Annotated in this window: 24 protein-coding genes; 15 read left to right on the forward strand and 9 right to left on the reverse strand. The window is 64.5% G+C overall.

Annotated features, from left to right (window positions below):
- Positions 1-38: 38 nt before the first annotated feature.
- Both SC1_RS01615 and SC1_RS01620 read right to left on the reverse strand, forming a co-directional pair.
- Complete coding sequence (locus SC1_RS01615) at positions 39-425, reverse strand: VOC family protein (RefSeq protein WP_062176696.1); 387 nt, start codon at positions 423-425, stop codon at positions 39-41.
- A 42-nt stretch (positions 426-467) separates the two neighbouring features.
- A complete protein-coding gene (locus SC1_RS01620) occupies positions 468-1,598 on the reverse strand; it encodes a cell wall hydrolase (protein ID WP_062176699.1) in 1,131 nt (376 codons plus the stop codon).
- A 166-nt stretch (positions 1,599-1,764) separates the two neighbouring features.
- Between SC1_RS01620 and SC1_RS01625 the strand changes: the two genes are divergently transcribed.
- Positions 1,765-2,268: a hypothetical protein gene (locus tag SC1_RS01625; RefSeq protein WP_062176703.1), complete on the forward strand. Its 504-nt coding sequence runs from the start codon at positions 1,765-1,767 to the stop codon at positions 2,266-2,268.
- A 21-nt stretch (positions 2,269-2,289) separates the two neighbouring features.
- Here the strand turns inward: SC1_RS01625 and dmeF are convergent, their stop codons facing one another.
- Both dmeF and SC1_RS01635 read right to left on the reverse strand, forming a co-directional pair.
- Positions 2,290-3,225, reverse strand: coding sequence for a CDF family Co(II)/Ni(II) efflux transporter DmeF (gene dmeF / locus SC1_RS01630; RefSeq protein ID WP_062176706.1), 936 nt, complete (start codon positions 3,223-3,225; stop codon positions 2,290-2,292).
- Between the two features lie 26 nt (positions 3,226-3,251).
- The gene (locus SC1_RS01635; protein ID WP_062183361.1) at positions 3,252-4,091 is read right to left on the reverse strand and encodes an ABC transporter ATP-binding protein; all 840 of its coding nucleotides are present in this window, start codon (positions 4,089-4,091) and stop codon (positions 3,252-3,254) included.
- A 210-nt stretch (positions 4,092-4,301) separates the two neighbouring features.
- Here SC1_RS01635 and rimP point away from each other — a divergent pair, with 210 nt between their 5' ends.
- The 6 genes from rimP to rbfA are packed head-to-tail and all read left to right on the forward strand — an operon-like array spanning position 4,302 to position 10,849.
- A complete protein-coding gene (gene rimP / locus SC1_RS01640) occupies positions 4,302-4,847 on the forward strand; it encodes a ribosome maturation protein RimP (protein ID WP_062176709.1) in 546 nt (181 codons plus the stop codon).
- Positions 4,847-6,523 (forward strand): transcription termination factor NusA, encoded by a 1,677-nt coding sequence (gene nusA, locus SC1_RS01645; protein ID WP_062176712.1) that lies wholly within the window; start codon positions 4,847-4,849, stop codon positions 6,521-6,523. Before rimP ends, nusA begins: the two co-directional genes overlap by 1 nt.
- Positions 6,504-7,274, forward strand: coding sequence for a DUF448 domain-containing protein (locus SC1_RS01650; protein WP_062176715.1), 771 nt, complete (start codon positions 6,504-6,506; stop codon positions 7,272-7,274). Before nusA ends, SC1_RS01650 begins: the two co-directional genes overlap by 20 nt.
- Before the next feature lie 17 nt (positions 7,275-7,291).
- The gene (gene infB / locus SC1_RS01655) at positions 7,292-9,856 is read left to right on the forward strand and encodes a translation initiation factor IF-2 (protein ID WP_062176718.1); all 2,565 of its coding nucleotides are present in this window, start codon (positions 7,292-7,294) and stop codon (positions 9,854-9,856) included.
- A gap of 36 nt (positions 9,857-9,892) precedes the next feature.
- Complete coding sequence (locus SC1_RS01660) at positions 9,893-10,444, forward strand: DUF1697 domain-containing protein (RefSeq protein WP_062176720.1); 552 nt, start codon at positions 9,893-9,895, stop codon at positions 10,442-10,444.
- 3 nt (positions 10,445-10,447) lie between these two features.
- A complete protein-coding gene (gene rbfA / locus SC1_RS01665) occupies positions 10,448-10,849 on the forward strand; it encodes a 30S ribosome-binding factor RbfA (RefSeq protein WP_062176723.1) in 402 nt (133 codons plus the stop codon).
- A 7-nt stretch (positions 10,850-10,856) separates the two neighbouring features.
- On the opposite strand, the gene SC1_RS01670 is transcribed toward rbfA, so the two are convergent.
- The gene (locus tag SC1_RS01670) at positions 10,857-12,278 is read right to left on the reverse strand and encodes a wax ester/triacylglycerol synthase family O-acyltransferase (RefSeq protein WP_062176726.1); all 1,422 of its coding nucleotides are present in this window, start codon (positions 12,276-12,278) and stop codon (positions 10,857-10,859) included.
- Between the two features lie 124 nt (positions 12,279-12,402).
- Here SC1_RS01670 and SC1_RS01675 point away from each other — a divergent pair, with 124 nt between their 5' ends.
- The 8 genes from SC1_RS01675 (at position 12,403) to pnp (ending at position 19,473) form a co-directional block, all read left to right on the forward strand.
- Positions 12,403-13,005: a thymidine kinase gene (locus SC1_RS01675; protein WP_062176729.1), complete on the forward strand. Its 603-nt coding sequence runs from the start codon at positions 12,403-12,405 to the stop codon at positions 13,003-13,005.
- 50 nt (positions 13,006-13,055) lie between these two features.
- Positions 13,056-14,333 carry a M20/M25/M40 family metallo-hydrolase gene (locus tag SC1_RS01680; RefSeq protein ID WP_062176732.1) on the forward strand — a complete coding sequence of 426 codons (1,278 nt, stop codon included), beginning with the start codon at positions 13,056-13,058 and terminating at the stop codon, positions 14,331-14,333.
- A complete protein-coding gene (locus SC1_RS01685) occupies positions 14,333-14,878 on the forward strand; it encodes a GNAT family N-acetyltransferase (protein WP_062176736.1) in 546 nt (181 codons plus the stop codon). The genes SC1_RS01680 and SC1_RS01685 overlap by 1 nt, the downstream gene beginning before the upstream one ends.
- Positions 14,875-15,210, forward strand: coding sequence for a hypothetical protein (locus SC1_RS01690; protein WP_062176739.1), 336 nt, complete (start codon positions 14,875-14,877; stop codon positions 15,208-15,210). The genes SC1_RS01685 and SC1_RS01690 overlap by 4 nt, the downstream gene beginning before the upstream one ends.
- Positions 15,211-15,325: 115 nt before the next feature.
- Positions 15,326-15,736, forward strand: coding sequence for a DUF6491 family protein (locus SC1_RS01695; RefSeq protein WP_238586532.1), 411 nt, complete (start codon positions 15,326-15,328; stop codon positions 15,734-15,736).
- 31 nt (positions 15,737-15,767) lie between these two features.
- Complete coding sequence (truB, locus tag SC1_RS01700; protein ID WP_062176743.1) at positions 15,768-16,670, forward strand: tRNA pseudouridine(55) synthase TruB; 903 nt, start codon at positions 15,768-15,770, stop codon at positions 16,668-16,670.
- A gap of 28 nt (positions 16,671-16,698) precedes the next feature.
- A complete protein-coding gene (rpsO, locus tag SC1_RS01705) occupies positions 16,699-16,968 on the forward strand; it encodes a 30S ribosomal protein S15 (RefSeq protein ID WP_062176746.1) in 270 nt (89 codons plus the stop codon).
- Positions 16,969-17,160: 192 nt separating this feature from the next.
- Entirely contained in the window at positions 17,161-19,473 is a 2,313-nt protein-coding gene (pnp, locus tag SC1_RS01710; RefSeq protein WP_062176747.1) for a polyribonucleotide nucleotidyltransferase, read from the forward strand.
- Positions 19,474-19,652: 179 nt separating this feature from the next.
- Here pnp and SC1_RS01715 read toward each other — a convergent pair whose 3' ends face one another.
- The 4 genes from SC1_RS01715 to SC1_RS01725 form a co-directional block, all read right to left on the reverse strand.
- A complete protein-coding gene (locus SC1_RS01715) occupies positions 19,653-20,117 on the reverse strand; it encodes a nucleoside deaminase (protein WP_062176750.1) in 465 nt (154 codons plus the stop codon).
- Complete coding sequence (locus tag SC1_RS22030; RefSeq protein ID WP_193749078.1) at positions 20,101-20,247, reverse strand: acyl-CoA thioester hydrolase/BAAT C-terminal domain-containing protein; 147 nt, start codon at positions 20,245-20,247, stop codon at positions 20,101-20,103. The genes SC1_RS01715 and SC1_RS22030 overlap by 17 nt, the downstream gene beginning before the upstream one ends.
- Before the next feature lie 190 nt (positions 20,248-20,437).
- Positions 20,438-20,971: an SRPBCC family protein gene (locus SC1_RS01720; protein ID WP_062176753.1), complete on the reverse strand. Its 534-nt coding sequence runs from the start codon at positions 20,969-20,971 to the stop codon at positions 20,438-20,440.
- Entirely contained in the window at positions 20,971-21,351 is a 381-nt protein-coding gene (locus tag SC1_RS01725) for a helix-turn-helix transcriptional regulator (protein WP_062176756.1), read from the reverse strand. The genes SC1_RS01720 and SC1_RS01725 overlap by 1 nt, the downstream gene beginning before the upstream one ends.
- Positions 21,352-21,378 lie beyond the last annotated feature (27 nt).

Raw genomic sequence — 21,378 nt, forward strand, 5'->3', positions numbered from 1 at the left:
GCCACGTCGCCTTCGGCTCCTCGCAATGACTTCGCTTTTCAGGTCGCGGGCGGTTCCCAAAGCTCGATAGGATTGCCCTCGGGGTCGTGCACGCGCGCAAAGCGGCCGATCGCGGGGTCGTCCCATTCGTCCTTCGTGATGATCTCGTCGCCCGCGTCGCGGAACGGCGCGAGCACCGCGTCAAGATCGTCGACGCGCAGGTTGATCATGAACTGGCGGTCGGCCGCGAAATAGTCGGTGTCGGCCTTGAAGGGCGCAAAGACGAGCGGACCCGCCGTCACATTCCATACCCACTGGTTCGGCGGCACGCTGTCGTCCGCGCTGCATCCGCCGCCGACGCCCAGCCGTTCGCGATACCAGGCGCTCAGCGCCTCTGGGTCGCGCGCCCGGAAAAACAGTCCACCGATGCCTTTGACATGTCCCATCCTGGCCTCCCGTGATGATCCGGGCAGCCTAGGCCGTTTGCGTCACTGTTTCCACTCTCCGCTGCCGCGGAATTCTTCGCGGACCTGGCCCGACTGGTTCAGCCGCGGATCGGCATAGGTTTGCGCCGCGGGAGCCGCGACGGGCGGCGGCGCGACCGGCGCCGTGGGCGCCATCGTGCCCGGCAGCGGGGCGGCGGGGGTGTCGGGAAGCGGCGCGGCGGCGCCGGTGAGCAATGGGGCGGGACCAGCACCGGGCGGAAGGCCTTGACCCTTCAGGATCGCAAGCTGCTGTGCCAGCGGCAGATAGGGGCCGGGCACCGGCTCGCGGCCGAGATAGGGCGCGCGGAATGCGTCGGGCATGCCCCAGCGACCGCGCCAGCGGTGAAAGATATGCGCGCCGACGATATTGGTCATCACAAGGCTTTTGCCCCAGCGCGGCCAGATCGCCTGTGTGTGGTAATGGGTCGCCAGGCCGACCTTGGGGAAGACATAGCCGCCGAGTGCGGCCGAGGCGATGCGGCTCGCGCGGAGCCAGTTGCGGCGTTCGGGCGCGCGCGCCATCGCGCCGTCGCAGCTGAAGGTGAACTGGCACACGCCCGCGCGCTGCGATCCCTGGAAGACGACGCCGCACACGGTGTTCGGAAAGCTTGGGTGGCGCACGCGGTTGATCACCGTCTGCGCGACGCCGCGCATCCCGTCGTCTGTTTCGGACGCGGCCTCATAATAGATGGCGGCGGTCAGGCAATAATGCGCGCGCTCGCGGTCGAGCGCGGTGACCCCGCGGAAAACATAGGATTTGGCGGGCGGCCCGACAAAGGCTTCGTCGCGCAGCATCGCCGGATCGGCGGGCGGCGAGGCCGCCGCGTCGCCATAACCGACGCTGTCCGGATTGGGCAGGGTCGGATCGATCTTCAGCGCGTCGGCATAATCCTCTGCATTCATGATTGCCCAGCGCTCGGGATCATAGGCTTTGAAGCTCAAGGGTACCGAGACGCTGTATGGACCGAAGAAGCGGGGGGCACGAAACTGTCCGCTCGTCAGCAGAAAGGCAAGGCAGGCGACCGTAACGACCGCGATGATCGCCGCCCAGAAGGCACGTCCCGGCCCGGCCGGTTTTTCCGGCACCGGGTCGCGCCACGTCGAGCGGGCGGTCAGGGACAGTTCGGGCTTCATGCGTGTGTCAAATTCCGTCGCGTCCGTTCCGCGCGCGATTCGCGCCAACGGGGCCAGTCTCCCTTATACGCTGAAACGCCAACAAAATGTTTCATCCTCGTTCGGCGCATCCACAGCGGATCGGCGATTAGCCAAGCGTTGAGGTTATTGCGTTAGCCTGGGTGCGATGACCGACACCGTCCCCTCCTATCGGCGAAGCGCGCGGACCGACTTTCGGATGTGGCTGCTGCTCACCTTCGGCCTCTTCTTTTTCTGGGCGGGTTCGACGATCGACCCCGCCGACAATTGCAGCGAGGGCGGGCGCGAGTGCGCCCCGTGGCTGGTGCCGCTGGCGCAGGGGCTTGGGGCGCTGGTCGCGCTTGGCGCGGGGCTCAACATGCTCGCCAACCCGAACCGGGGAAGCTTCATCGAACCCGCGACAGGCGACCTGGTCTGGTGGCAGCGGCGCATAGGGACGCGCGGCGGCGACGAAGGCCGCATCCACCCGTCGCGCATCGGCAAGCTGCGCATCGTCCGGCAGGACGAGAGCGATGATGAGGTGCATCTCTATGATCTGGAAGGAAACCGGCTCTTCTGGTTCGACGAGGAGGTGATCCCGTGGCCCTATGACCGCTGGGCGAAGCGGCTTGCGGCGCACTGGCCGCATATCGAGGTCGAGCGGGTCGATTAGGCGCCGGCGACCGGCGCCGCTTCACCGGATCTCGACCGTCAGATGTTCGATTGCGCGGACGGGTTTGACCCGTGCGCAAATGACCTCGCGCGTCGTACCCACGACGCTGATGATCGCGGAATGCGCGCCCGGACCGACGCGCCAGACGTGCAGGTCGGTGATCTTCGCATCGCCCGGTCCTTCGACCAACGCACGGATTTCGGTTTCGAGCGCGGCGTCGGTGGCGTCGAGCAGCACGGCGCCGGTGTCGCGCATCAGCGACCAGGACCAGACCGCGATGACGACCGATCCGACGATCCCCATCAACGGATCGAGCCACACCCAGCCGAGATAGCGCCCGCCGAGGAGCGCGGCGATCGCAAGGACCGAAGTGAGTGCGTCGGCGATGACATGCAGATAGGCGGAGCGGAGATTATTGTCCGTCTCGTGATGGTGATGGCCATGCGCATGCCCGTCGCCATGGTGATGGTCGCCATGATGGTCGTGGCCATGGTCATGCCCGTGCCCGAGCAGCAGCGCGCTGACGACGTTCACGCCAAGGCCGATGACGGCAATGACCGTCGCCTCGACAAAGGCGACCGGGCGCGGGTCGAACAGGCGCGTGACCGATTCAAAGGCGATTCCGAGCGCGACGATGCCGAGCACGAGCGCCGAGGCAAAGCCGGCAAGGTCGCCGACCTTTCCCGTGCCGAAGCTGTAGCGGCGGCCATAGGCATGGCGCTTCGCATAGGCATAGGCGACCGCGGCGATACCGAGCGCGCCGGCATGGGTCGCCATATGAAAGCCGTCGGCGAGCAGCGCCATCGAGTTGAACGCGATCCCCGCAGCGATCTCGCCCACCATCATCACCGCGGTGAGCGCGACCACCCACAGGGTACGGCGAGCATTTTCGTCATGCCGTTTGCCGAGGAAGACATGGTCGTGGGCCAGCGCCTCGATTTCGCTATCGAACGACATGGACGCCTGCCTATCCGATGGAAAAATTATGGCAAGTGGCGGATGGCGGCGTCGTACCACTCGCCGCGCGGGGTGACCTCGATCGGCAGGCCGAAAAGGTCGGTCAGCGTGTCGCTGGTCAGGAGCGCCTCCTTGGGGCCGTCGCGGTCGAGTTTCCCGCCGCGCAGCATGATGATGCGGTCGATCTCGGGCAGGATTTCCTCGATATGATGGGTCACGAGCAGCAGGGCGATCCCCGTGCCCGCGATGCCGCGCAGCATGTCGAGGAAATGGTGCCGGGCCGCGGGGTCAAGTCCCGCGCAAGGTTCGTCGAGCAACAGCGCGCGCGGCCGGTGTGCGAGCGCGCGGGCGATGAGGACGCGGCGCGCCTCGCCGGTCGAAAGGCTTGCCATGCTGCGTCCGACCAGATGGCTCGCGCCCGCATCTTCCAGCGCGGCGAGCGACGCGTCGACCATTTCGCGCGTATAATGCTGATGCGCCCACAACCCGCGCGAGGCGAAAAAGCCCGAGACGACACAGTCGAGCGTTTCGAGCGGCGGGTCGGCATCGAAATCGAGCTGTTCGGTAGTCGACACGATCCCGAGCAGTTTGCGAAGGTCGAAAACATTCCAGCTATCCTGTCCAAAGATACGGACATCGGCGCCATAGGCGGGATAGAGCTGGCGCGTGATCAGCTTGACCAGCGTCGACTTGCCGGACCCGTTGGCGCCGAGGATGGCGGCGCTTTCCCCCGCGCCGATGGTCAGCGCCGGAAGGTCGAGAATGCACGCTTCATCCGCCATGACGCGCACATTGGCGATCGAAAGCAGCGCTTCGGCGGGCGGGGCGTCGGCGTGTGCCGACGGCGGCGGGATCGTTTCGGTCATGCCGGCCCTTTTGCCCAGCGCCGCGTGCAGGGCAAGGGGCGGCATCGGTGTCCGGCTTTGCATTCTCCCCATTCTTCCCTTGCCGACTCACGCGCCAAAGCCTATATGCGCCCTACTTCTTGACATGGTTAGCCAGTTGGGACGTCGGGGCCGCGGGCCGCGGCGGCTATACCCGCATGGTTTTCCGGTCATCCGATTTGGGAAATTGTCTTGGTCGATATCGACGCCCTCAATGCGATCATCGCGCCCGAAGCCGAGGCGATGGGTCTAGCGCTCGTGCGCGTCGCCTTTTTTGGCGGCGAGAGCGATCCGACGTTGCAGGTGATGGCCGAGCGGCCCGACACGCGCCAGTTGACGATCGAGGATTGCGCCGACCTGTCGCGCCGCATTTCGGCGCAGCTTGACGCGCTTGAAGAGGCCGGCAAGGACCCGATCGACGCCGCCTATCGGCTGGAAGTTTCGTCGCCGGGCATCGACCGCCCGCTGACGCGTCGCGCCGATTTCGCTGACTGGGCCGGGCATGAGGCGAAGATTGCGCTGAAGGAAAAGCGCGACGGCCGCCAGCGTTTCAACGGTGAACTGGTCGGCATCGACGGCGATGTCGTCACGATTTCGGATAAGGAAGGGGTGGAGCACAAGCTGCCGTTCGACGCGATCGATACGGCGAAGCTGGTTCTCACCGACAAATTGATTGCCGCAACCGTCCCGCTCTCGATCGAGGGCGCCGACGAAATGGAAGAAGAAGGACAGGACTGATGGCCACTGCCATTTCCGCCAACAAGGCCGAACTCCTCGCGATTGCCAACAGCGTCGCCAGCGAGAAGATGATCGACAAGGGCATCGTCATCGAGGCCATCGAGGAAGCGATCCAGCGCGCCGCGCGCGCCCGTTACGGCGCCGAGAACGACATCCGCGCAAAGCTCGACCCGCAGACCGGCGACCTTCGCCTGTGGCGCGTCGTCGAGGTCGTCGAGGCGGTCGAGGATTATTTCAAACAGGTCGACCTGGCCGCCGGCCAGAAGCTGCAGAAGGACGCCAAGATCGGCGACTTCATCGTCGATCCGCTGCCCGCGGTCGACCTTGGCCGCATCGACGCGCAGTCGGCGAAGCAGGTGATCTTCCAGAAGGTCCGCGAAGCCGATCGCGAGCGCCAGTATCAGGAATTCAAGGATCGCGCGGGTGAGATCATCACCGGCGTCGTGAAGTCGGTCGAATTCGGCCACATCGTCGTCAACCTTGGCCGCGCCGAAGGCGTGATCCGCCGCGACCAGCAGATCCCGCGCGAATTGATGCGCGTCGGTGATCGCGTCCGCGCGCTGATCCTGTCGGTGCGCAGCGAAACGCGCGGGCCCCAAATTTTCCTCAGCCGCGCACACCCCGACTTCATGAAGAAGCTGTTCGCGCAGGAAGTGCCCGAAATCTATGACGGCATCATCGAGATCAAGGCCGCGGCCCGCGATCCGGGTTCGCGCGCGAAGATCGGCGTCATCAGCTATGACGGCAGCATCGACCCCGTCGGCGCCTGCGTCGGCATGAAGGGCAGCCGCGTTCAGGCGGTCGTCCAGGAAATGCAGGGCGAAAAGATCGACATCATCCCCTGGTCGGAAGATACCGCGACCTTCGTCGTCAACGCGCTTCAGCCGGCAACGGTCCAGCGCGTCGTGATCGACGAAGATGACAGCCGCATCGAAGTCGTCGTTCCCGACGATCAGTTGTCGCTCGCCATCGGTCGCCGCGGGCAGAATGTCCGTCTCGCCAGCCAGCTTACCGGCAGCCAGATCGACATCATGACCGAGGCCGACGCGAGCGAAAAGCGCCAGCGCGAATTCGTCGAACGCTCGACGATGTTCCAGGAAGAACTGGACGTCGACGAAACGCTTGCGCAGCTGCTGGTTGCCGAAGGCTTCGGCGAACTCGAAGAAGTCGCTTATGTCGGCATCGACGAACTGGCGAGCATCGAAGGTTTCGACGACGAACTGGCGCAGGAACTCCAGAGCCGTGCAGCCGAAGGGCTCGAACGCCGTGAGGAAGCCTCGCGCGCGCAGCGCCGCGAACTCGGCGTCGAAGATGCGCTGGCCGATATCCCGCATCTGACCGAAGCGATGCTGGTCGTGCTGGGCAAGGCTGGCATCAAGACGCTCGACGATCTGGCCGACCTTGCGACCGACGAACTGATCGCCAAGAAGCGCACCGACAACCGTCGTGGCCCGCCGCGTAGCGAACGCGCCGAGGACAAGGGCGGCGTGCTGGGCGAATATGGCCTGAGCGAAGAGCAGGGCAACGAGATCATCATGGCGGCGCGTGCGCACTGGTTCGACGACGAACCCGAAGCGGCTGCGCCTGCCGAAGCGGAGCCCACGGCGGAGCCGCAAGCCGGACCCGCGGCGGAGCCGCAAACCGGGGAGGCCGCCGATGCGGACCCCGCGCAATGATCAGCTGACCGAAACCGACCGCGCAAAGGGGCGCGGCCAGCATGTGCCCGAGCGGCGCTGCGTCGTAACCGGTGAGGTTTCGCCGGCGGAGCAGCTCGTGCGTCTGGCGCTCGGCCCCGACAACAGCATTGCCCCCGACGTCCATGCCAAGGCGCCGGGGCGCGGGGCGTGGATCGGTGTGGGCCGCGCCGAACTCGAAGCCGCGCAGGCCAAAGGCAAGCTGAAGGGCGGGCTCGCCCGCGCGCTTCACGAAGGCAATATCGCCATTCCTGACGATCTGGGCGAACGTATCGAGGCGCAGTTGATGCGCGCGACGCTCGACCGCCTGGGGCTTGAATCGCGTTCGGGTACGCTGATTAGCGGCAATGAAAAGATCGAACAGGCCGCGCGCCGCGGACAGGTCCGCTTGCTCCTCCACGCCAGCGATGCGGGCGAGGACGGCCGCAAGAAGCTGGCGCAGGCATGGCGCGTCGGCGAGGAAGACGAAGGCTCCGGCCGCGAAGGGTTGATCTTGCCGGTGGACCGGCAATCCCTATCTATGGCATTGGGGCGAGAGAATGCGGTGCATCTGGCGATTGTCGACGCCCGCGCCGCCGACCGGGTGCTGGCGCATTTGAGCCGCTGGCAGTTTTTCACCGGATGGAGTAGGGACGCGGCCAACCGCGTTTCCGATACAGATTCCCGCATTGCGGGTGATGGGATGGCGTCCACGGATTCCGATACGGTTTCCGACGCTTCGGGCGCGTATTGAAGGAAAATAGAGTTTAGATGAGCGACGAACAGGACAAGCCGACCCTTACCCGCAAGCCCTTGGGGCTTAAGCGGACGGTCGAGGCCGGCCAGGTGCAGCAACAATTCAGCCACGGCCGCCGCAATACGGTGGTGGTCGAGGTGAAGCGTCGCCGCGTGCTCGGCCGTCCGGGCGAAGCCGCGCCGGCCACCGAGGTCGAAGAGGTCGAGGCCGCCCCGGCGCCCGCGCCTGCCCCCGCTCCGGCACCCGCCCCCGCGCCGAAGCCGGCCCCGCCGCGCGCCAGCGAGAATGACAGCCTGATGTCGCGTCAGGAACGTCAGGCGCAGTTGCTGCGCGAGGCGGAAGAAGCGCGCATGGCCGCGCTCGAGGAAAATCGCCGCCGCGACGAAGCCGCGCGCGCCCGCGCTGCCGAGGAAGAAAAGGCCCGCGCCGAAGCCCGTGTCGAAGAGGCGGCGGCCAAGGCGGCCGAGCCCGCACCGGCTGCGCCCGCCGCCGTCGAACCCGCTGCCGAAGCGCCCGCAGCCGCTGCCGCTGCCGAGCCGCAGAGCGAAGCCGCTCCTGCAGCGCCGCGTCCGGCGACGACCAGCGCCGCTCCGGCGCCGCGCCGTTTCACGCCTGTCGAAGCGCCGAAGCGCCCCGAACCCAAGCGTCCCGAGCCGAAGGCGAACCGCGGCACCGACAATCGCCGCCAGTCGGGCAAGCTGACCGTCACGCGCGCGCTCAACGATGACGAGGGCGCACGTGCGCGCAGCCTCGCCGCGCTGAAGCGCGCCCGCGAAAAGGAAAAGCGTTCGCACATGACCTCGTCGGGTCCGCGCGAAAAGCAGGTCCGCGAAGTCGTCGTGCCCGAAAGCATCACGGTTCAGGATCTGGCGAACCGCATGGCCGAAAAGGGCAGCGATCTGGTCAAGGCACTGTTCAAGATGGGCATGCCCGTCACGATCAACCAGACGATCGACCAGGATACGGCCGAACTGCTCGTCACCGAGTTCGGGCATGAGATCAAGCGCGTCAGCGAAGGCGACATCGACATTCGTCACGACGAAGATGTCGACGACGCCGCGCATCTCAAGCCGCGCGCACCGGTCGTCACGATCATGGGTCACGTCGATCACGGCAAGACCAGCCTGCTCGACGCGCTCCGCGGTGCGAATGTTCAGGCGGGCGAAGCCGGCGGCATTACGCAGCATATCGGTGCCTATCAGGTGAAGGCGAAGGACGGCAGCGTTATCACCTTCCTCGATACGCCGGGCCACGAAGCCTTTACCGAGATGCGCCAGCGCGGTGCCAACGTCACCGACATCGTCATCCTTGTGGTGGCGGCCGATGACGGCCTGAAGCCGCAGTCGATCGAGGCGATCAACCATGCGAAGGCGGCCGGCGTGCCGATCATCGTTGCGATCAACAAGGTCGACAAGGAAGGCGCCAATCCGCAGCGTGTCCGCGAACGTCTGCTCGAACATGAGCTGGTGGTCGAGGAAATGGGCGGCGACGTGCAGAATGTCGAAGTGTCGGCGCTGAAGAAGACCGGCCTCGACAAGCTGCTCGACGCGATTGCGGTGCAGGCCGAAATCATGGAGCTGAAAGCCAACCCCGATCGCGCCGCCGAAGGCACGGTGATCGAGGCGAAGCTGGACAAGGGCCGCGGCCCCGTCGCGACGATCCTGGTCCGCCGTGGTACTTTGAAGGTCGGCGATATCTTCGTCTGCGGCGCCGAAAGCGGCCGCGTGCGTGCGCTCGTCGACGATCATGGCAAGCAGATCAAGCAGGCAACGCCGTCGATGCCGGTCGAGGTTCTTGGCCTTGGCGGCGTCCCGATGGCGGGCGATACGCTCACCGTCGTCGAGAATGAGGCCCGCGCCCGCGAGGTCGCGACCTATCGTCAGGAACAGGCGACCCGCAAGCGCACCGTCCAGGCGCCGGTCAGCCTCGAAGGCATGTTCGAGGCGCTCGCCGACAAGGCGAACGTCATCGAATATCCGGTCATCGTCAAAGGCGATGTGCAGGGCAGCGTCGAGGCGATCGTCAATGCGCTGAACAAGCTGTCGACCGACGAGATCCGCGTGCGCGTGCTCCTGTCGGGCGCCGGTGCGATCACCGAGAGCGACGTGACGCGTGCGGCTTCGACCGGGGCGCCGATCATCGGCTTCAACGTCCGTCCGAACGCCAAGGCGCGCGAGATTGCGAACCGCGAAAAAGTGCGCTTCATGTACTATGACGTCATCTATCACCTGACCGCCGAAGTGGCGAAGGAGATGGCGGGCGAGCTGGGTCCGGAGCGCATCGAAAATGTCGTCGGCCGCGCCGAGGTCAAGGACGTGTTCCCGGCCGGCAAGCGCGACAAGGCCGCGGGCCTTCTCGTGCTCGAAGGCGTCATCCGCAAGGGCCTTCATGCCCGTCTCACGCGCGAGGATGTCATCATCTCGGCAACGACCATCTCGTCGCTCCGCCGCTTCAAGGACGATGTCGCCGAAGTGCGCGCCGGTCTGGAATGCGGTGTCGTGCTGGCGGATACCAACGACATCAAGGCGGGCGACCACCTCGAAGTCTTCGAAGTCGAACTGCGCGAACGGACGCTCTAACGGGCGTCCGCTCCGCGCGGATCGGGAGGTGCCGGCATGGCTCGCTATGTGGCATTGTTCGGAAGCATCAACGTCGGCGGCAACCGGCTGACGATGGCCGACCTGCGCGCGGCGTTCGAGGCCGAGGGCTTTCGCAACGTCGAAACCGTCGTGGCCAGCGGCAATGTGCTGTTCGACCATGACGCGCGGCCGACGCGCGGGCTCGAGGAGAAATTGTCGATGATGGTCGAGGATCGTTTCGACATGACGAGCGCGGCGCTGGTGCGCAGCCGCGACGAGCTTGCCGCGGCCATCGCCGGAAATCCGTTTGCGGGCACGAACGAGGACAGGATCGTCCACACGATGTTCCTCGACGGGCAGCCGACGGCCGAGCAGTTCGATGCGCTGGCGACCGACCATCGGGTCCGGCCGAACGAGCGCCTCGCGCTCGGCGACCGGGCGCTCCATATCGATTTTGGCGATGGAGCGGCTGACAGCAAGCTGCATCCGCGACTGATCGAGCGCCGGCTCGGGCACAAGGGCACCGCACGCAACATGCGCTCGATCGCACGGATCATCGCGAAACTGGACGAAGAGGCAAAGGGTTAGGCGATGAAGACCGAAAAAGAAAAAGGCCCGTCGGTCCGCGTGCTGCGCGTCGGCGAACAGGTGCGCCACCTCCTGTCTGAAATTCTCGCGCGCGGCGATGTGCATGACGATGTGCTCGCGACGCACCCCGTCAGCATCACTGAAGTGCGGATGTCGCCCGACCTGCGCCATGCAACCGTGTTCGTGAAGCCGTTGCTCGGCAAGGACGAGGAAGCGGTGCTGAAGGCGCTGCGCACCAACACCGCCTATTTGCAGAAGACGGTCGCGTCGAAGGTACGGATGAAATATGCCGCGAAGCTGAAATTCCTCGCCGACGAAAGCTTCGACGAGGCGAGCCATATCGAGAAATTGCTGCGCGATCCGAAGGTGGCGCGGGATTTGGCGGCGCCCGAGGCCGACGAGTGATGCGTCGCTATTTCTTCGCCTTGATGCCCGCCGCTGCCTCCAGTTCGACCAGCGCTTCCTCCAGATAGTCGATCATTCGCTGCGCGTGCGGCACGCTGCGGCGGCAGGCGGTTATGCCGAAGTCGATATTCTCGAAATTCGACACCTGCGTGATGTTCATCGCCATGCCGTCGACGGGGATGCTCGCAGGGTACATGCCGTCGAGCCGTGCGCCGTTCCAATACATCTGCTCGCGCGGGCCGGGGACGTTCGATATCGTCACCGAATAGGCGGGGAATTTGTCGGCGGTGCGCGTCAGCGCGGTGAGCATCATCGGAAAGCTGGTGATCGCGGTATAGAGCTGGATCTGCGCCGCGGTCATCGCGCGCAATTGCGCCTTCGCCGAGTTCATCGACTCCTGGATCGCCGCCATGCGGCTCGCCGGGTCGTCGATATGCGTCGCAAGGTTCGCGGTCACCGACGCGACCGAATTGCCCGAATCGATATCGTCCTTGGGCCGGATCGACACCGGCGCCATGGCCTTCAGCGGCTTGTCGGGCAGTTCGTTCAGCGACTGCAGATATTTGCGCATCGCGCCGGCGCACATGCCGAGCACTGCGTCGTTGATCGTGCCGTCATAGGCCTTGCCGACGCGGCGTACGCGTTCCAGCGACCAGCTTTGCGCGACGAAACGCCGCGCGCCGGTGATGTTGCGATTGAAGCTGGTGCGCGGCACCCCGGCAAAGGGGGTGACGAGGCCTTCGCCGCCGAGACCGAACATCGCCGCGACATATTGGTTGAGCGCCTTGGTCACCCCGACGCTGTTGCCCCATTGCTCCTTCAGAAACTCGCCGATCGCCGCGATGTCGGTCAGGCTGGGGCGTGGCGCCTTTTTGGGGGCAGGGAATTTGCGTTTATACGCCTCATAGGCCTCGACCGAGAGCGGAGAGGCGCTGCGCCGTTCCTTGGGGTCGGGCGAGAGCATCGAATTATAGAAATGAATGCTTGCCGCGCCGTCCATCAGCGCGTGGTGGATCTTTTTGAACGTCGCGATCTGCCGGTTCGGCAGGCCCGAGATCAACGTGATCTCCCACAAGGGCCGGGTGCGGTCGAGCAGCCCCGAATGAAGGCGTGAGGCGAGCTCGAACATCTCGCGGTAACGCCCCGGCTTGGGCAGCGCGGAGGCGCGGACATGGTAGTGCATGTCGATGTCGCGGTCGGGTTCGAGCCGGATCGGGCCATATTGCCCGAGCGGGGTCAGTTTCAGCACTTCGCTGAACGGGCGCCGCAAACCTTCGGACTGGCGAAGCAGGGTGAGCTGTTCGTTGAGCCAGTCGGTCTCGTCGACATCGTCGGGCAAGGTGTAAAGGTTGATCCCGCCGATGTGCATCGGCATCTCGCGGCTTTCGCCCACCAGGAACATCGCATCGCTGATCGGCATCAGGCGCATCGGCAGCTCTCCCCCACTGATTGTGCTGCATATTTGTGCGCAGCATGACAGGGGTGAGGGGGGAGTCAAGCGGGGCGCCGACTCTTCGGGTGACGGCGGCGCATCGGCGCGTTATCGCACGCCCATGGCCAAGCTCTATTTCTACTACGCCAGCATGAACGCCGGCAAATCGACGACGCTGCTTCAGGCGGATTTCAACTATCGCGAGCGTGGGATGGAAACGATGCTGTGGACCGCGGCGCTCGACGATCGGTACGGGGCCGGGCAGGTGACAAGCCGTATCGGACTGATGGCAGAGGCGCATAAATTCGATCCCGACAGCGACATGTTCGCGGCAGTGACCGCTGAAAATGCCGAACGCCCGCTCGCCTGCGTGCTTGTCGACGAGGCGCAGTTCCTGACGCGCGCGCAGGTGCTCGATCTCGCGCGGTTGGCCGACGAGGTGAATATTCCGGTGCTCTGCTATGGCCTGCGTACCGATTTTTCGGCCGAACTTTTCCCTGGATCGGCGGCCCTGCTCGGGATCGCCGACGCGCTCGTCGAACTCAAGGCGGTCTGCGAATGCGGACGCAAGGCGACGATGAACCTGCGCGTCGACGAAAATGGTCGCGCGGTGGTCGAGGGCGCGCAGACCGAGATCGGCGGCAACGACCGCTATGTCGCGATGTGCCGCCGCCATTTCATGCAAAAGCGGCGCGAAGCAGCGACGCCGCCGGTGGCGGCCTGATCTTTCAGGGCAGAACCCGGCCTCCCCACAGTTTTTGCGAAAGGAATATCATGCGTAACATCGTGTCGCTGAGCCTCGCCGCTGCGCTGCTCACCGTCTCCTCCGCACAGGCGGCGCCGGCGTCGAAGCCCGAGGCGGTGCTCAAGACCAAAGCCTATAAGGCGGCCCTCAATATCCTCGATCGGAATCATGACCGGATGGTCGAAGAGATTGTGAAGCTGACCGAGATTCCTGCGCCCCCCTTTAAAGAGGCCGCGCGGGCCGCCGCCTATCGCGACATGTTGACGGATGCGGGACTTGAGGACGTCGAAATCGACGAAGAGGGCAATGCGATGGGCGTCTATCGCGGAACCGGGCCCGTCGGCGGTCCGGCGGTGATGATCGCCGCGCATCTCGACACCGTCTTTCCCGAGGGCACGCCGGTCAAGGTTCGCCGCGAGGGCACGCGCCTCCATGCCCCCGGCATCGGTGACGATACGCGCAGCCTTGCCGTCCTGCTCGCTTATGCGCGCGCGATGAAGGAAAGCGGCATCCGCGTGAAGCAGGATATCATCTTTGTCGGCAATGTCGGCGAGGAAGGGCCCGGCGACCTGCGCGGCGTCCGCTACCTCCTCACCAAGGGCAAATATAAGGACCGGGTAAAGGCCTTTTTTTCGATGGACGGGATCGATGTGTCGAACATCGTGACCGGCGGTGTCGGGTCGAAACGCTATCGCATCACCTACAAGGGGCCGGGCGGGCACAGCTATAGCGCATTCGGGTTGGTCAATCCGATGGCGGCGATGAGCCAGACCGTCGTCGATTTCTACAAGATCCCGGTTCCTGCGCGGCCCAAGACCACTTATGCCGCCAGCGTTACCGACGGCGGCACATCGGTCAATTCGATCCCGAACGAAACCTTCATGGAATTCGATATGCGTTCGGAAAGCCCGGCGGAACTCGCCAAGCTGGAACAGGCGTTTCTGGCCGTCGTCAAAAAGAGCGTCGAAGGCGAAAATGCCGTGCGTTCGGTCAGGGAAGGGCCGATCACCGCCGATATCAAATTGATCGGCGACCGTCCGGCGGGCGAGACCGCGGCAACGCAGCCCATTGTCCGCACCGCCAATGCGATCATTCGGGCGAGCGGGTTCGATCCGAAGCCCACCTACTCGTCGACCGATTCCAACTTGCCGATGAGCCTCGGCATCCCCGCCATGACGATCGGGTCGGGCGGTGAGGGTGGGCGTGCACATGCGCTCGACGAATGGATCGACGTCGAAAAGACAAAAAGTGTGCGGGGCGCCGCCGTCGGTCTTGCTATACTGCTTGCGACTGCGGAGATTCAGTGATGCTCGATCGGCTATATGTTGAACTGAGCGACGGTGCGTTGCGGCTCATCAAGCTGACGGAAGAATATCGCGAGGCGCTGCGTGCCGTTTGCGCCGCCGACGCCGACATCTGGCCGATCTATTCGTCGAGCTTTGGTCCCGAGCATTTCGACAAGAGCTTCGGCGTGCTGATCGGCGGCGTCGGACGCATGCCCTATGCGATCATGGATGGCGACACGCTCGTCGGCATGACCGCCTGGCTCCGCCCCGATATGTCGGCGCAGACGGTCGAGGTCGGCAATAGCTTCATTCACCCCGCAGCGCGCGGCACCGGGTTCAACGGCCGGGTCAAGCGCCTGATGCTCGATCATGCCTTTGCGGTCGGCATCCGCCGCATCGAATTCCGTATCGACGAGCGTAACAAGAGGTCGCAGGCTGCGGTCGCCAAGCTTGGCTGTACCAAGGAAGGCGTGCTGCGGTCGGAACGTGTTACCTGGACGGGCTATGTCCGCGACACCGGTCTCTGGTCGCTGCTCGCCAGCGAATGGACGCCGGGAAAGATGTGAGTAGCCTTCAGATCCTCCTCAACATTGCGGTCACTGCGGCGAACGGCCTTGCCATCTTTGCGATCGGGTGGTTCATCGACCGCCGACGCGCGACGTTCGGCGGACCGGATGACGGGATCATTCAAGCGACGATCGCCGCCTCGATCTTGGCAACAACTCTGTGGTTTTTCGGACTGCTCGTCTTTGGCGACGGGGTCAATCTATACGGCACGGCAATGATGGGCGGTAGCGGCACGGCGATCGCGATGCTGGCGGCGATCATCCTGTATCGCCGGCGGCGCGCGCGACCTGCCGAGCTTCAGGCGGCCGCGCTGCGCGATATCTTCTCCTGACAATCCAAAAAGCTTGCGAAAAGCGGATCGAGACCATGCTTCGGGTCAGTGCCGGTTCAGATTGCCCATGCTAGCACCCGTATCGGGTAGGGTAAAACCCACCGAAAGACACAATATGAAACCGAATCTCGCACTCTCCCTGGCCGCCGTGCTGCTCCCCCTTTCTGCGGTTGCGGCGGCCAACGAGCCCGCGAAAGAGCCCCGCGCGCTCGGCGTCGAATCGAGCATCGTCTTTCCCAGCGACAGCTCGATCCGCAACTGGCAGGCGGACCGCGATCGCGGCATCTGGATCCAGGGCCGCGGCAACGACTGGTATTATGGCAGCTTCGCCGGTTTCTGCCGCGATCTCGATTTCGCGCAGGCAATCGGCTTTGAAACGCGCGGCGCCGGCCGGCTCGACAAATTTTCGTCGATCATCGTGCGCGGCGAGCGCTGCCAGCTCTCCTCCTTCGTGACCTCGGCGCCGCCGCCTTCGAAGGAAGAGCGCAAGGCCGCGCGCGAAGCCGAAAAGGCCGCGCAAAATTGACAGGCTTTGACCCGCGCCCTAGCGGCGCGGGATGAACGGCTGGATCATTCTCGACAAACCCGTGGGCCTGGGTTCGACACAGGCGGTTGGCGCGGTGAAGCGCGTGTGCCGCGAGGCCGGGCTCGGCAAGGTCAAGGTCGGCCATGGCGGGACGCTCGATCCGCTCGCGTCGGGGGTGCTGCCGATCGCGCTCGGCGAGGCGACCAAGCTTTGCGGGCGGATGCTCGACGCGAGCAAGATTTACGACTTCACCATCGCCTTTGGGACCGAAACGGCAGGCCTGGATGCCGAGGGCGAGGTCGTTGCGACCAGCGATGCACGCCCTACGCTGGCCGAAATCGAGGCGGTGCTGCCACGCTTCACCGGTCCCATCGAGCAGGTGCCGCCTGCCTATTCGGCGATCAAGATCGATGGCCAGCGCGCCTATGACCGCGCGCGCAAGGGCGAAGCGGTCGAAATGAAGGCGCGGGCGGTGACGATCCACTCTCTTCGTCACTCCCAGGGTGACGAGAATGGGGGTGGGCGCTTTGACTCCATCACCCTTACCGCTCACGTCTCGAAGGGCACCTATATCCGCAGCCTGGCGCGCGATATCGCTCATGCGGTCGGCAGCGTCGGGCATGTCACGATGCTCCGCCGCACCAGGGCGGGGCCGTTCACGCTGGAACAGGCGATTTCGCTGGACAAATTGAACGCATTCGGCCAAGGGGCCGCGCAATCAGAAATATTTCTGCCGCTGGAGGCAGGGCTGGTCGACATCCCGGCTCTGAACCTTTCCCCGGAAGCGGCAGGGGCGATCCGTCAGGGTCGCGTCTGGACCGGGGGTAGCACGGAAGACGGGCTCTATTGGGGAAGGGACAGCGATATGCGTCCTGTCGCCCTGATCGAGGTTTTGGCGGGAACGCTGAAAGTCGTCCGGGGCTTCAATCTTTAAGCAAGGATGTTCGAAGGATAGATTGAATATGTCGATTACCGCCGAGCGCAAAGCCGAAGTCATCAAGGACAATGCCCGTGAACAGGGCGACACCGGTTCGCCGGAAGTCCAGGTTGCGATCCTCACCGACCGCATCAACACGCTGACCGACCACTTCAAGGCGCACCACAAGGACAATCACAGCCGTCGCGGCCTCCTCATGATGGTCAACAAGCGTCGCAGCTTGCTCGACTATCTGAAGAAGAAGGACGAGGGTCGCTATCAGGCTCTCATCGCGAAGCTGGGTCTTCGTAAATAAGAATTTCTGGCGGCCCCGGATTTCCGGGGCCGCTGTCATATTGGCTCCGCGCAAAGTGCCGGACCACAGGGCCGCTCCCGCATCCGGCGGGACCGCCATCGGGGCAGACAGACGCCCTACACCGCCCCGGGCCGGATTGCCCGGAATCAGAGGCCCCGCCCGGCATAGGGCCCGGCGGGCGAAGGAAACCACATGTTTGACGTGAAAAAAGTATCGATCGAGTGGGGCGGTGAAACGCTGACTCTCGAAACGGGCAAGGTTGCCCGCCAGGCCGACGGCGCCGTGATGGCGACGCTGGGCGAAACGGTCGTCCTGTGCGCCGTGACCGCCGCGAAGTCGGTGAAGGACGGGCAGGACTTCTTCCCGCTCACCGTCCACTATCAGGAAAAATATTCGGCCGCCGGCCGCATCCCGGGCGGCTTCTTCAAGCGCGAACGCGGCGCGACCGAAAAGGAAACGCTTGTCAGCCGCCTGATCGACCGTCCGATCCGCCCGCTGTTCCCCGAAGGTTTCTACAACGAAATCAACGCCATCGCTCAGGTTCTGAGCTATGACGGCCACAACGAGCCCGACATCCTCGCGATGGTCGCCGCTTCGGCCGCGCTCACCATCTCGGGCGTGCCCTTCATGGGCCCGATCGGCGCCGCGCGCGTCGGTTATGTCGACGGCGAATATATCCTGAACCCGACCGACGCACAGGTTGCCGAGGGCGACCTCGATCTCGTCGTCGCCGCCACCTATGACGCCGTTATGATGGTTGAATCCGAAGCCAATGAGCTGTCGGAAGAAATCATGCTCGGCGCCGTCCTGTTCGCGCACGACGCGTGCAAGGAAATCGTCAAGGCGATCGTCAAGCTCGCCGAACAGGCTGCCAAGGATCCGTGGGAAGTCGCCGCAGGCGACGACAATGCTGCGATCAAGGACAAGCTGAAGAAGCTGATCGGCAAGGACATTGCCGCCGCCTACAAGCTGACCGACAAGTCGGCCCGCTCGAACGCGCTCAACGAAGCGCGTGCGAAGGCGAAGGAATCGTTCGTCGCCGACGGCCTGTCGCCGCAGGACGTTATGGCCGGCATCAAGCTGACCAAGAAGCTCGAAGCCGAAATCGTTCGCGGCGCCATCCTCAAGGACGGCAAGCGCATCGACGGCCGCACGACGACGCAGATCCGTCCGATCGTTGCCGAAACGCACTTCCTGCCGCGCGCGCACGGCTCGGCGCTGTTCACGCGTGGCGAGACCCAGACGATTGCGACCGCGACGCTGGGCACCAAGGATGCGGAGCAGATGATCGACGGCCTCAACGGCCTGTCGTACCAGAACTTCATGCTGCATTATAACTTCCCGCCCTATTCGGTCGGTGAAGTCGGCCGCTTCGGCGCGCCGGGCCGCCGCGAAGTCGGTCATGGCAAGCTGGCATGGCGCGCGCTGCACCCCGTGCTGCCGACGAAGGACGAATTCCCCTACACGATCCGCCTGACCAGCGACATCACCGAGTCGAACGGCTCGTCGTCGATGGCGTCGGTTTGCGGCGGTTCGCTCGCGATGATGGACGCCGGCGTGCCGATCAAGCGCCCCGTCTCGGGCATCGCGATGGGCCTGATCCTCGAAGGCAAGGACTATGCGATCCTGTCGGACATCCTGGGCGATGAAGACCATCTTGGCGACATGGACTTCAAGGTTGCGGGCACGTCCGAAGGCATCACCACGATGCAGATGGACATCAAGATCGCGGGCATCACGCGCGAGATCTTCGAGGCCGCGCTCAATCAGGCCAAGGAAGGTCGCGCGCACATCCTCGGTGAGATGAACAAGGCGCTCGGCGAAACCCGCAGCGAATTGTCGGCGCACGCGCCGCGCATCGAGACGATGCAGATCGACAAGTCGAAGATCCGCGACGTCATCGGTACCGGCGGCAAGGTGATCCGCGAGATCGTCGCGACCACCGGCGCCAAGGTCGACATCGACGACGAAGGTCTGATCAAGATCTCGTCGAGCGACCTCACGCAGATCGAAGCGGCGCGCAAGTGGATCAGCGGCATCGTCGAGGAAGCCGAAGTCGGCAAGATCTATGACGGCAAGGTCGTCAACCTGGTCGATTTCGGTGCGTTCGTGAATTTCATGGGCGGCAAGGACGGTCTCGTCCACGTCAGCGAAATCGCCAACGAGCGCGTCGAGAAGGTGGCCGACGTCCTGTCCGAAGGCCAGGAAGTCAAGGTCAAGGTCCTCGAGATCGACCAGCGCGGCAAGGTTCGCCTGTCGATGCGCGTCGTGAACCAGGAAACCGGCGAAGAACTCGAAGATACCCGCCCGCCGCGCGAACCGCGCGGTGATCGTGGCCCGCGTCGGGACGGCGGCGACCGTGGCGATCGCGGCCCGCGTGGCGGCGGTGGTCGTGACCGCGATCGTGGCCCGCGCCGCGACGGCGGTGGTGACCGCGGTCCGCGCCGCGAACGCAGCGAAGGCCCGGAAGATCAGGGTCACGTGCCCGACTTCCTGAAGGACTAAGTCTTCCGCTTATCGGAACAGAGGAGGGGCTGCCGAAAGGCGGCCCCTTTTTGACGGCTATGGGGTGGGGAGCGGACTTTCGGTCACCTACTTCCGTCGTCCCGCGCTTGATCCGGGATGATGATAAAATGATGGCCGTTATCGGTCGCTAACCCCTCCGTAATATGCTGCGTCAGCGATCAACCCTGCCGCTGCCGCCAGTCGGCGTAGAGGTCGGGCTTGTTCTCGTTGCGGACCGGCAGGTGACGGATTTCCATCGACTGTTCGGCAAAGGGCCTGGCGAGATCATCATAGATCGCCGCTGTCGAGAGCCCGTAAGGCGCGCCATCCTCGTTCGAATAGGCATAGGTTACCGTAGCGATGCCCGCGAGACGCATTGCCGCCATGCACATCGGACAGGGGTGGCCGCTGGCGAAAACCTTGCAGCCGCTGAGGTCAGCTCCCAGCGATTGGCTCGCGAGCCGGATCGCGTTCAGTTCGGCATGCGAAGTCGGATCGCCGGTCGCCAATATCTCGTTCACACCGCGCGCGACGACCTGACCGTCGCGGACGATCACCGCGCCGAACGGGCGGCCGCCTTTTTCGGCATTGGCATAGGCGAGCGCGATCGCCTCGCGCAGAAAGATTTCATTGTCGTCCGTCATCCGGCATTCGTTTCGGTTCGAGTTCGGCGTTCAGGAATGCCACAATTTTCGGCCAGCTGTCGATACGCGCAGCGGCGTTCTCCTCCGCCGCTCCCCCGAACTGCTCCATTCCCCTGACCTGCTCGGTCATCGGGCAACTCGGCCAGAGCTTTTCCGCCTCGCCGCAGACGAGCAGAAGCTTCTCGACCGAGGTGACCGCAACGGGATTCTTGTCGAGTTCGCTTCGAGCTACCTTCGAACAGCGTCTTCAGGCAGCGGGCTTTTCCACAAAAAGGAAGGGGCCGCTCGTGCAGCCCCTTCCTCTTCCGATAGCGGCGGGATCAGCCGAACAAGCGCTCGGCGTAAACACCACGCAACTGCGAGAAATTGTCCCAGTGCGGCGTCGCTGCCATTCCGCGCATCTTTGCTTCGAGCACATCGATGTGGCTGTGCCAGCCCGCGCTGACGTTGAGCAGAACCGAGGGATCCTCGACGCGTTTGTGGACGATCGTCAGCAAAACCTCGTTGCCCTTTTCTTCGAGCGTGAAAGTCACGCCGCCAGTGTTGCCCCAACTGATCGACAGGAGGCGTCGTGGGTCGATCGCGAGGACTTCGCACGTCATCCGGTGTTCGTCGCCAAAGCCCTCGGGACGTTCGCCTGGCGGGTCGGTCAACTCGTCGTTACGCCAGACCAACTCGACAGGCGCGCCGACCATGTGCTCCATCGCACCCGCGGCGAGCCATTGGCGGCGCAGGTCGCCATCGGTCAGGTACGACCAGACGCGCTCGACCGGGCCAGGAAGCAGGCGTTCGATGGTCAGCGTCGCGGGCTCGGTGAGCACGCCGTAATTGTCGTCGGTCAGCATCGTCGTCATCACTTTTCTCCTTCTTTCCCGGGGAGGGGTTTCTTGGGCGGAGGGGGCGAGGCGTCCTCCGCGCGCAAAAGTCGTTCGAGGGTGTCGATCCGGTCGGTCCAGAAGCGGCGGTAAACGCCGATCCACTGATCGGCGCTCATAAGCGGTACGGGGTCGAGACTGCAGACATGGGTGCGGCCGCGCACGTTGCGGCGGACCATCCCCGCATTTTCCAGCACCTTGATATGTTTCGATGCCGCGGCGAGCGACATGGCGAAGGGCTCCGCGAGTTCACCCACCGTCCGTTCACCGGCGGCGAGTTCGCCCAACATCGCGCGGCGCGTTGCATCGCCGAGGGCGTGGAAGATCGTGTCGAGAGCGTGCGAATCATATTCAACCATGTGGTTGAATATGAGCCATCCGATTTT

The sequence above is a fragment of the Sphingopyxis sp. C-1 genome (assembly GCF_001047015.1).
Taxonomy (GTDB): domain Bacteria; phylum Pseudomonadota; class Alphaproteobacteria; order Sphingomonadales; family Sphingomonadaceae; genus Sphingopyxis.

What these genes read in the sequence shown, in the direction of transcription:
- rpsO (WP_062176746.1), top strand. Translation starts at nt 16,699, where the DNA reads ATGTCGATTACCGCCGAGCGCAAAGCCGAAGTCATCAAGGACAATGCC.
- nusA (WP_062176712.1), top strand. Translation starts at nt 4,847, where the DNA reads ATGGCCACTGCCATTTCCGCCAACAAGGCCGAACTCCTCGCGATTGCC.
- SC1_RS22030 (WP_193749078.1), bottom strand. Translation starts at nt 20,247, where the DNA reads ATGACCGAGCAGGTCAGGGGAATGGAGCAGTTCGGGGGAGCGGCGGAG.
- SC1_RS01660 (WP_062176720.1), top strand. Translation starts at nt 9,893, where the DNA reads ATGGCTCGCTATGTGGCATTGTTCGGAAGCATCAACGTCGGCGGCAAC.
- SC1_RS01620 (WP_062176699.1), bottom strand. Translation starts at nt 1,598, where the DNA reads ATGAAGCCCGAACTGTCCCTGACCGCCCGCTCGACGTGGCGCGACCCG.
- SC1_RS01675 (WP_062176729.1), top strand. Translation starts at nt 12,403, where the DNA reads ATGGCCAAGCTCTATTTCTACTACGCCAGCATGAACGCCGGCAAATCG.
- SC1_RS01650 (WP_062176715.1), top strand. Translation starts at nt 6,504, where the DNA reads ATGCGGACCCCGCGCAATGATCAGCTGACCGAAACCGACCGCGCAAAG.
- SC1_RS01680 (WP_062176732.1), top strand. Translation starts at nt 13,056, where the DNA reads ATGCGTAACATCGTGTCGCTGAGCCTCGCCGCTGCGCTGCTCACCGTC.
- SC1_RS01685 (WP_062176736.1), top strand. Translation starts at nt 14,333, where the DNA reads ATGCTCGATCGGCTATATGTTGAACTGAGCGACGGTGCGTTGCGGCTC.
- SC1_RS01695 (WP_238586532.1), top strand. Translation starts at nt 15,326, where the DNA reads ATGAAACCGAATCTCGCACTCTCCCTGGCCGCCGTGCTGCTCCCCCTT.
- truB (WP_062176743.1), top strand. Translation starts at nt 15,768, where the DNA reads ATGAACGGCTGGATCATTCTCGACAAACCCGTGGGCCTGGGTTCGACA.
- SC1_RS01670 (WP_062176726.1), bottom strand. Translation starts at nt 12,278, where the DNA reads ATGCGCCTGATGCCGATCAGCGATGCGATGTTCCTGGTGGGCGAAAGC.
- dmeF (WP_062176706.1), bottom strand. Translation starts at nt 3,225, where the DNA reads ATGTCGTTCGATAGCGAAATCGAGGCGCTGGCCCACGACCATGTCTTC.
- SC1_RS01635 (WP_062183361.1), bottom strand. Translation starts at nt 4,091, where the DNA reads ATGACCGAAACGATCCCGCCGCCGTCGGCACACGCCGACGCCCCGCCC.
- infB (WP_062176718.1), top strand. Translation starts at nt 7,292, where the DNA reads ATGAGCGACGAACAGGACAAGCCGACCCTTACCCGCAAGCCCTTGGGG.
- SC1_RS01720 (WP_062176753.1), bottom strand. Translation starts at nt 20,971, where the DNA reads ATGACGACGATGCTGACCGACGACAATTACGGCGTGCTCACCGAGCCC.
- SC1_RS01625 (WP_062176703.1), top strand. Translation starts at nt 1,765, where the DNA reads ATGACCGACACCGTCCCCTCCTATCGGCGAAGCGCGCGGACCGACTTT.
- rbfA (WP_062176723.1), top strand. Translation starts at nt 10,448, where the DNA reads ATGAAGACCGAAAAAGAAAAAGGCCCGTCGGTCCGCGTGCTGCGCGTC.
- SC1_RS01715 (WP_062176750.1), bottom strand. Translation starts at nt 20,117, where the DNA reads ATGACGGACGACAATGAAATCTTTCTGCGCGAGGCGATCGCGCTCGCC.
- SC1_RS01725 (WP_062176756.1), bottom strand. Translation starts at nt 21,351, where the DNA reads ATGGTTGAATATGATTCGCACGCTCTCGACACGATCTTCCACGCCCTC.
- SC1_RS01615 (WP_062176696.1), bottom strand. Translation starts at nt 425, where the DNA reads ATGGGACATGTCAAAGGCATCGGTGGACTGTTTTTCCGGGCGCGCGAC.
- pnp (WP_062176747.1), top strand. Translation starts at nt 17,161, where the DNA reads ATGTTTGACGTGAAAAAAGTATCGATCGAGTGGGGCGGTGAAACGCTG.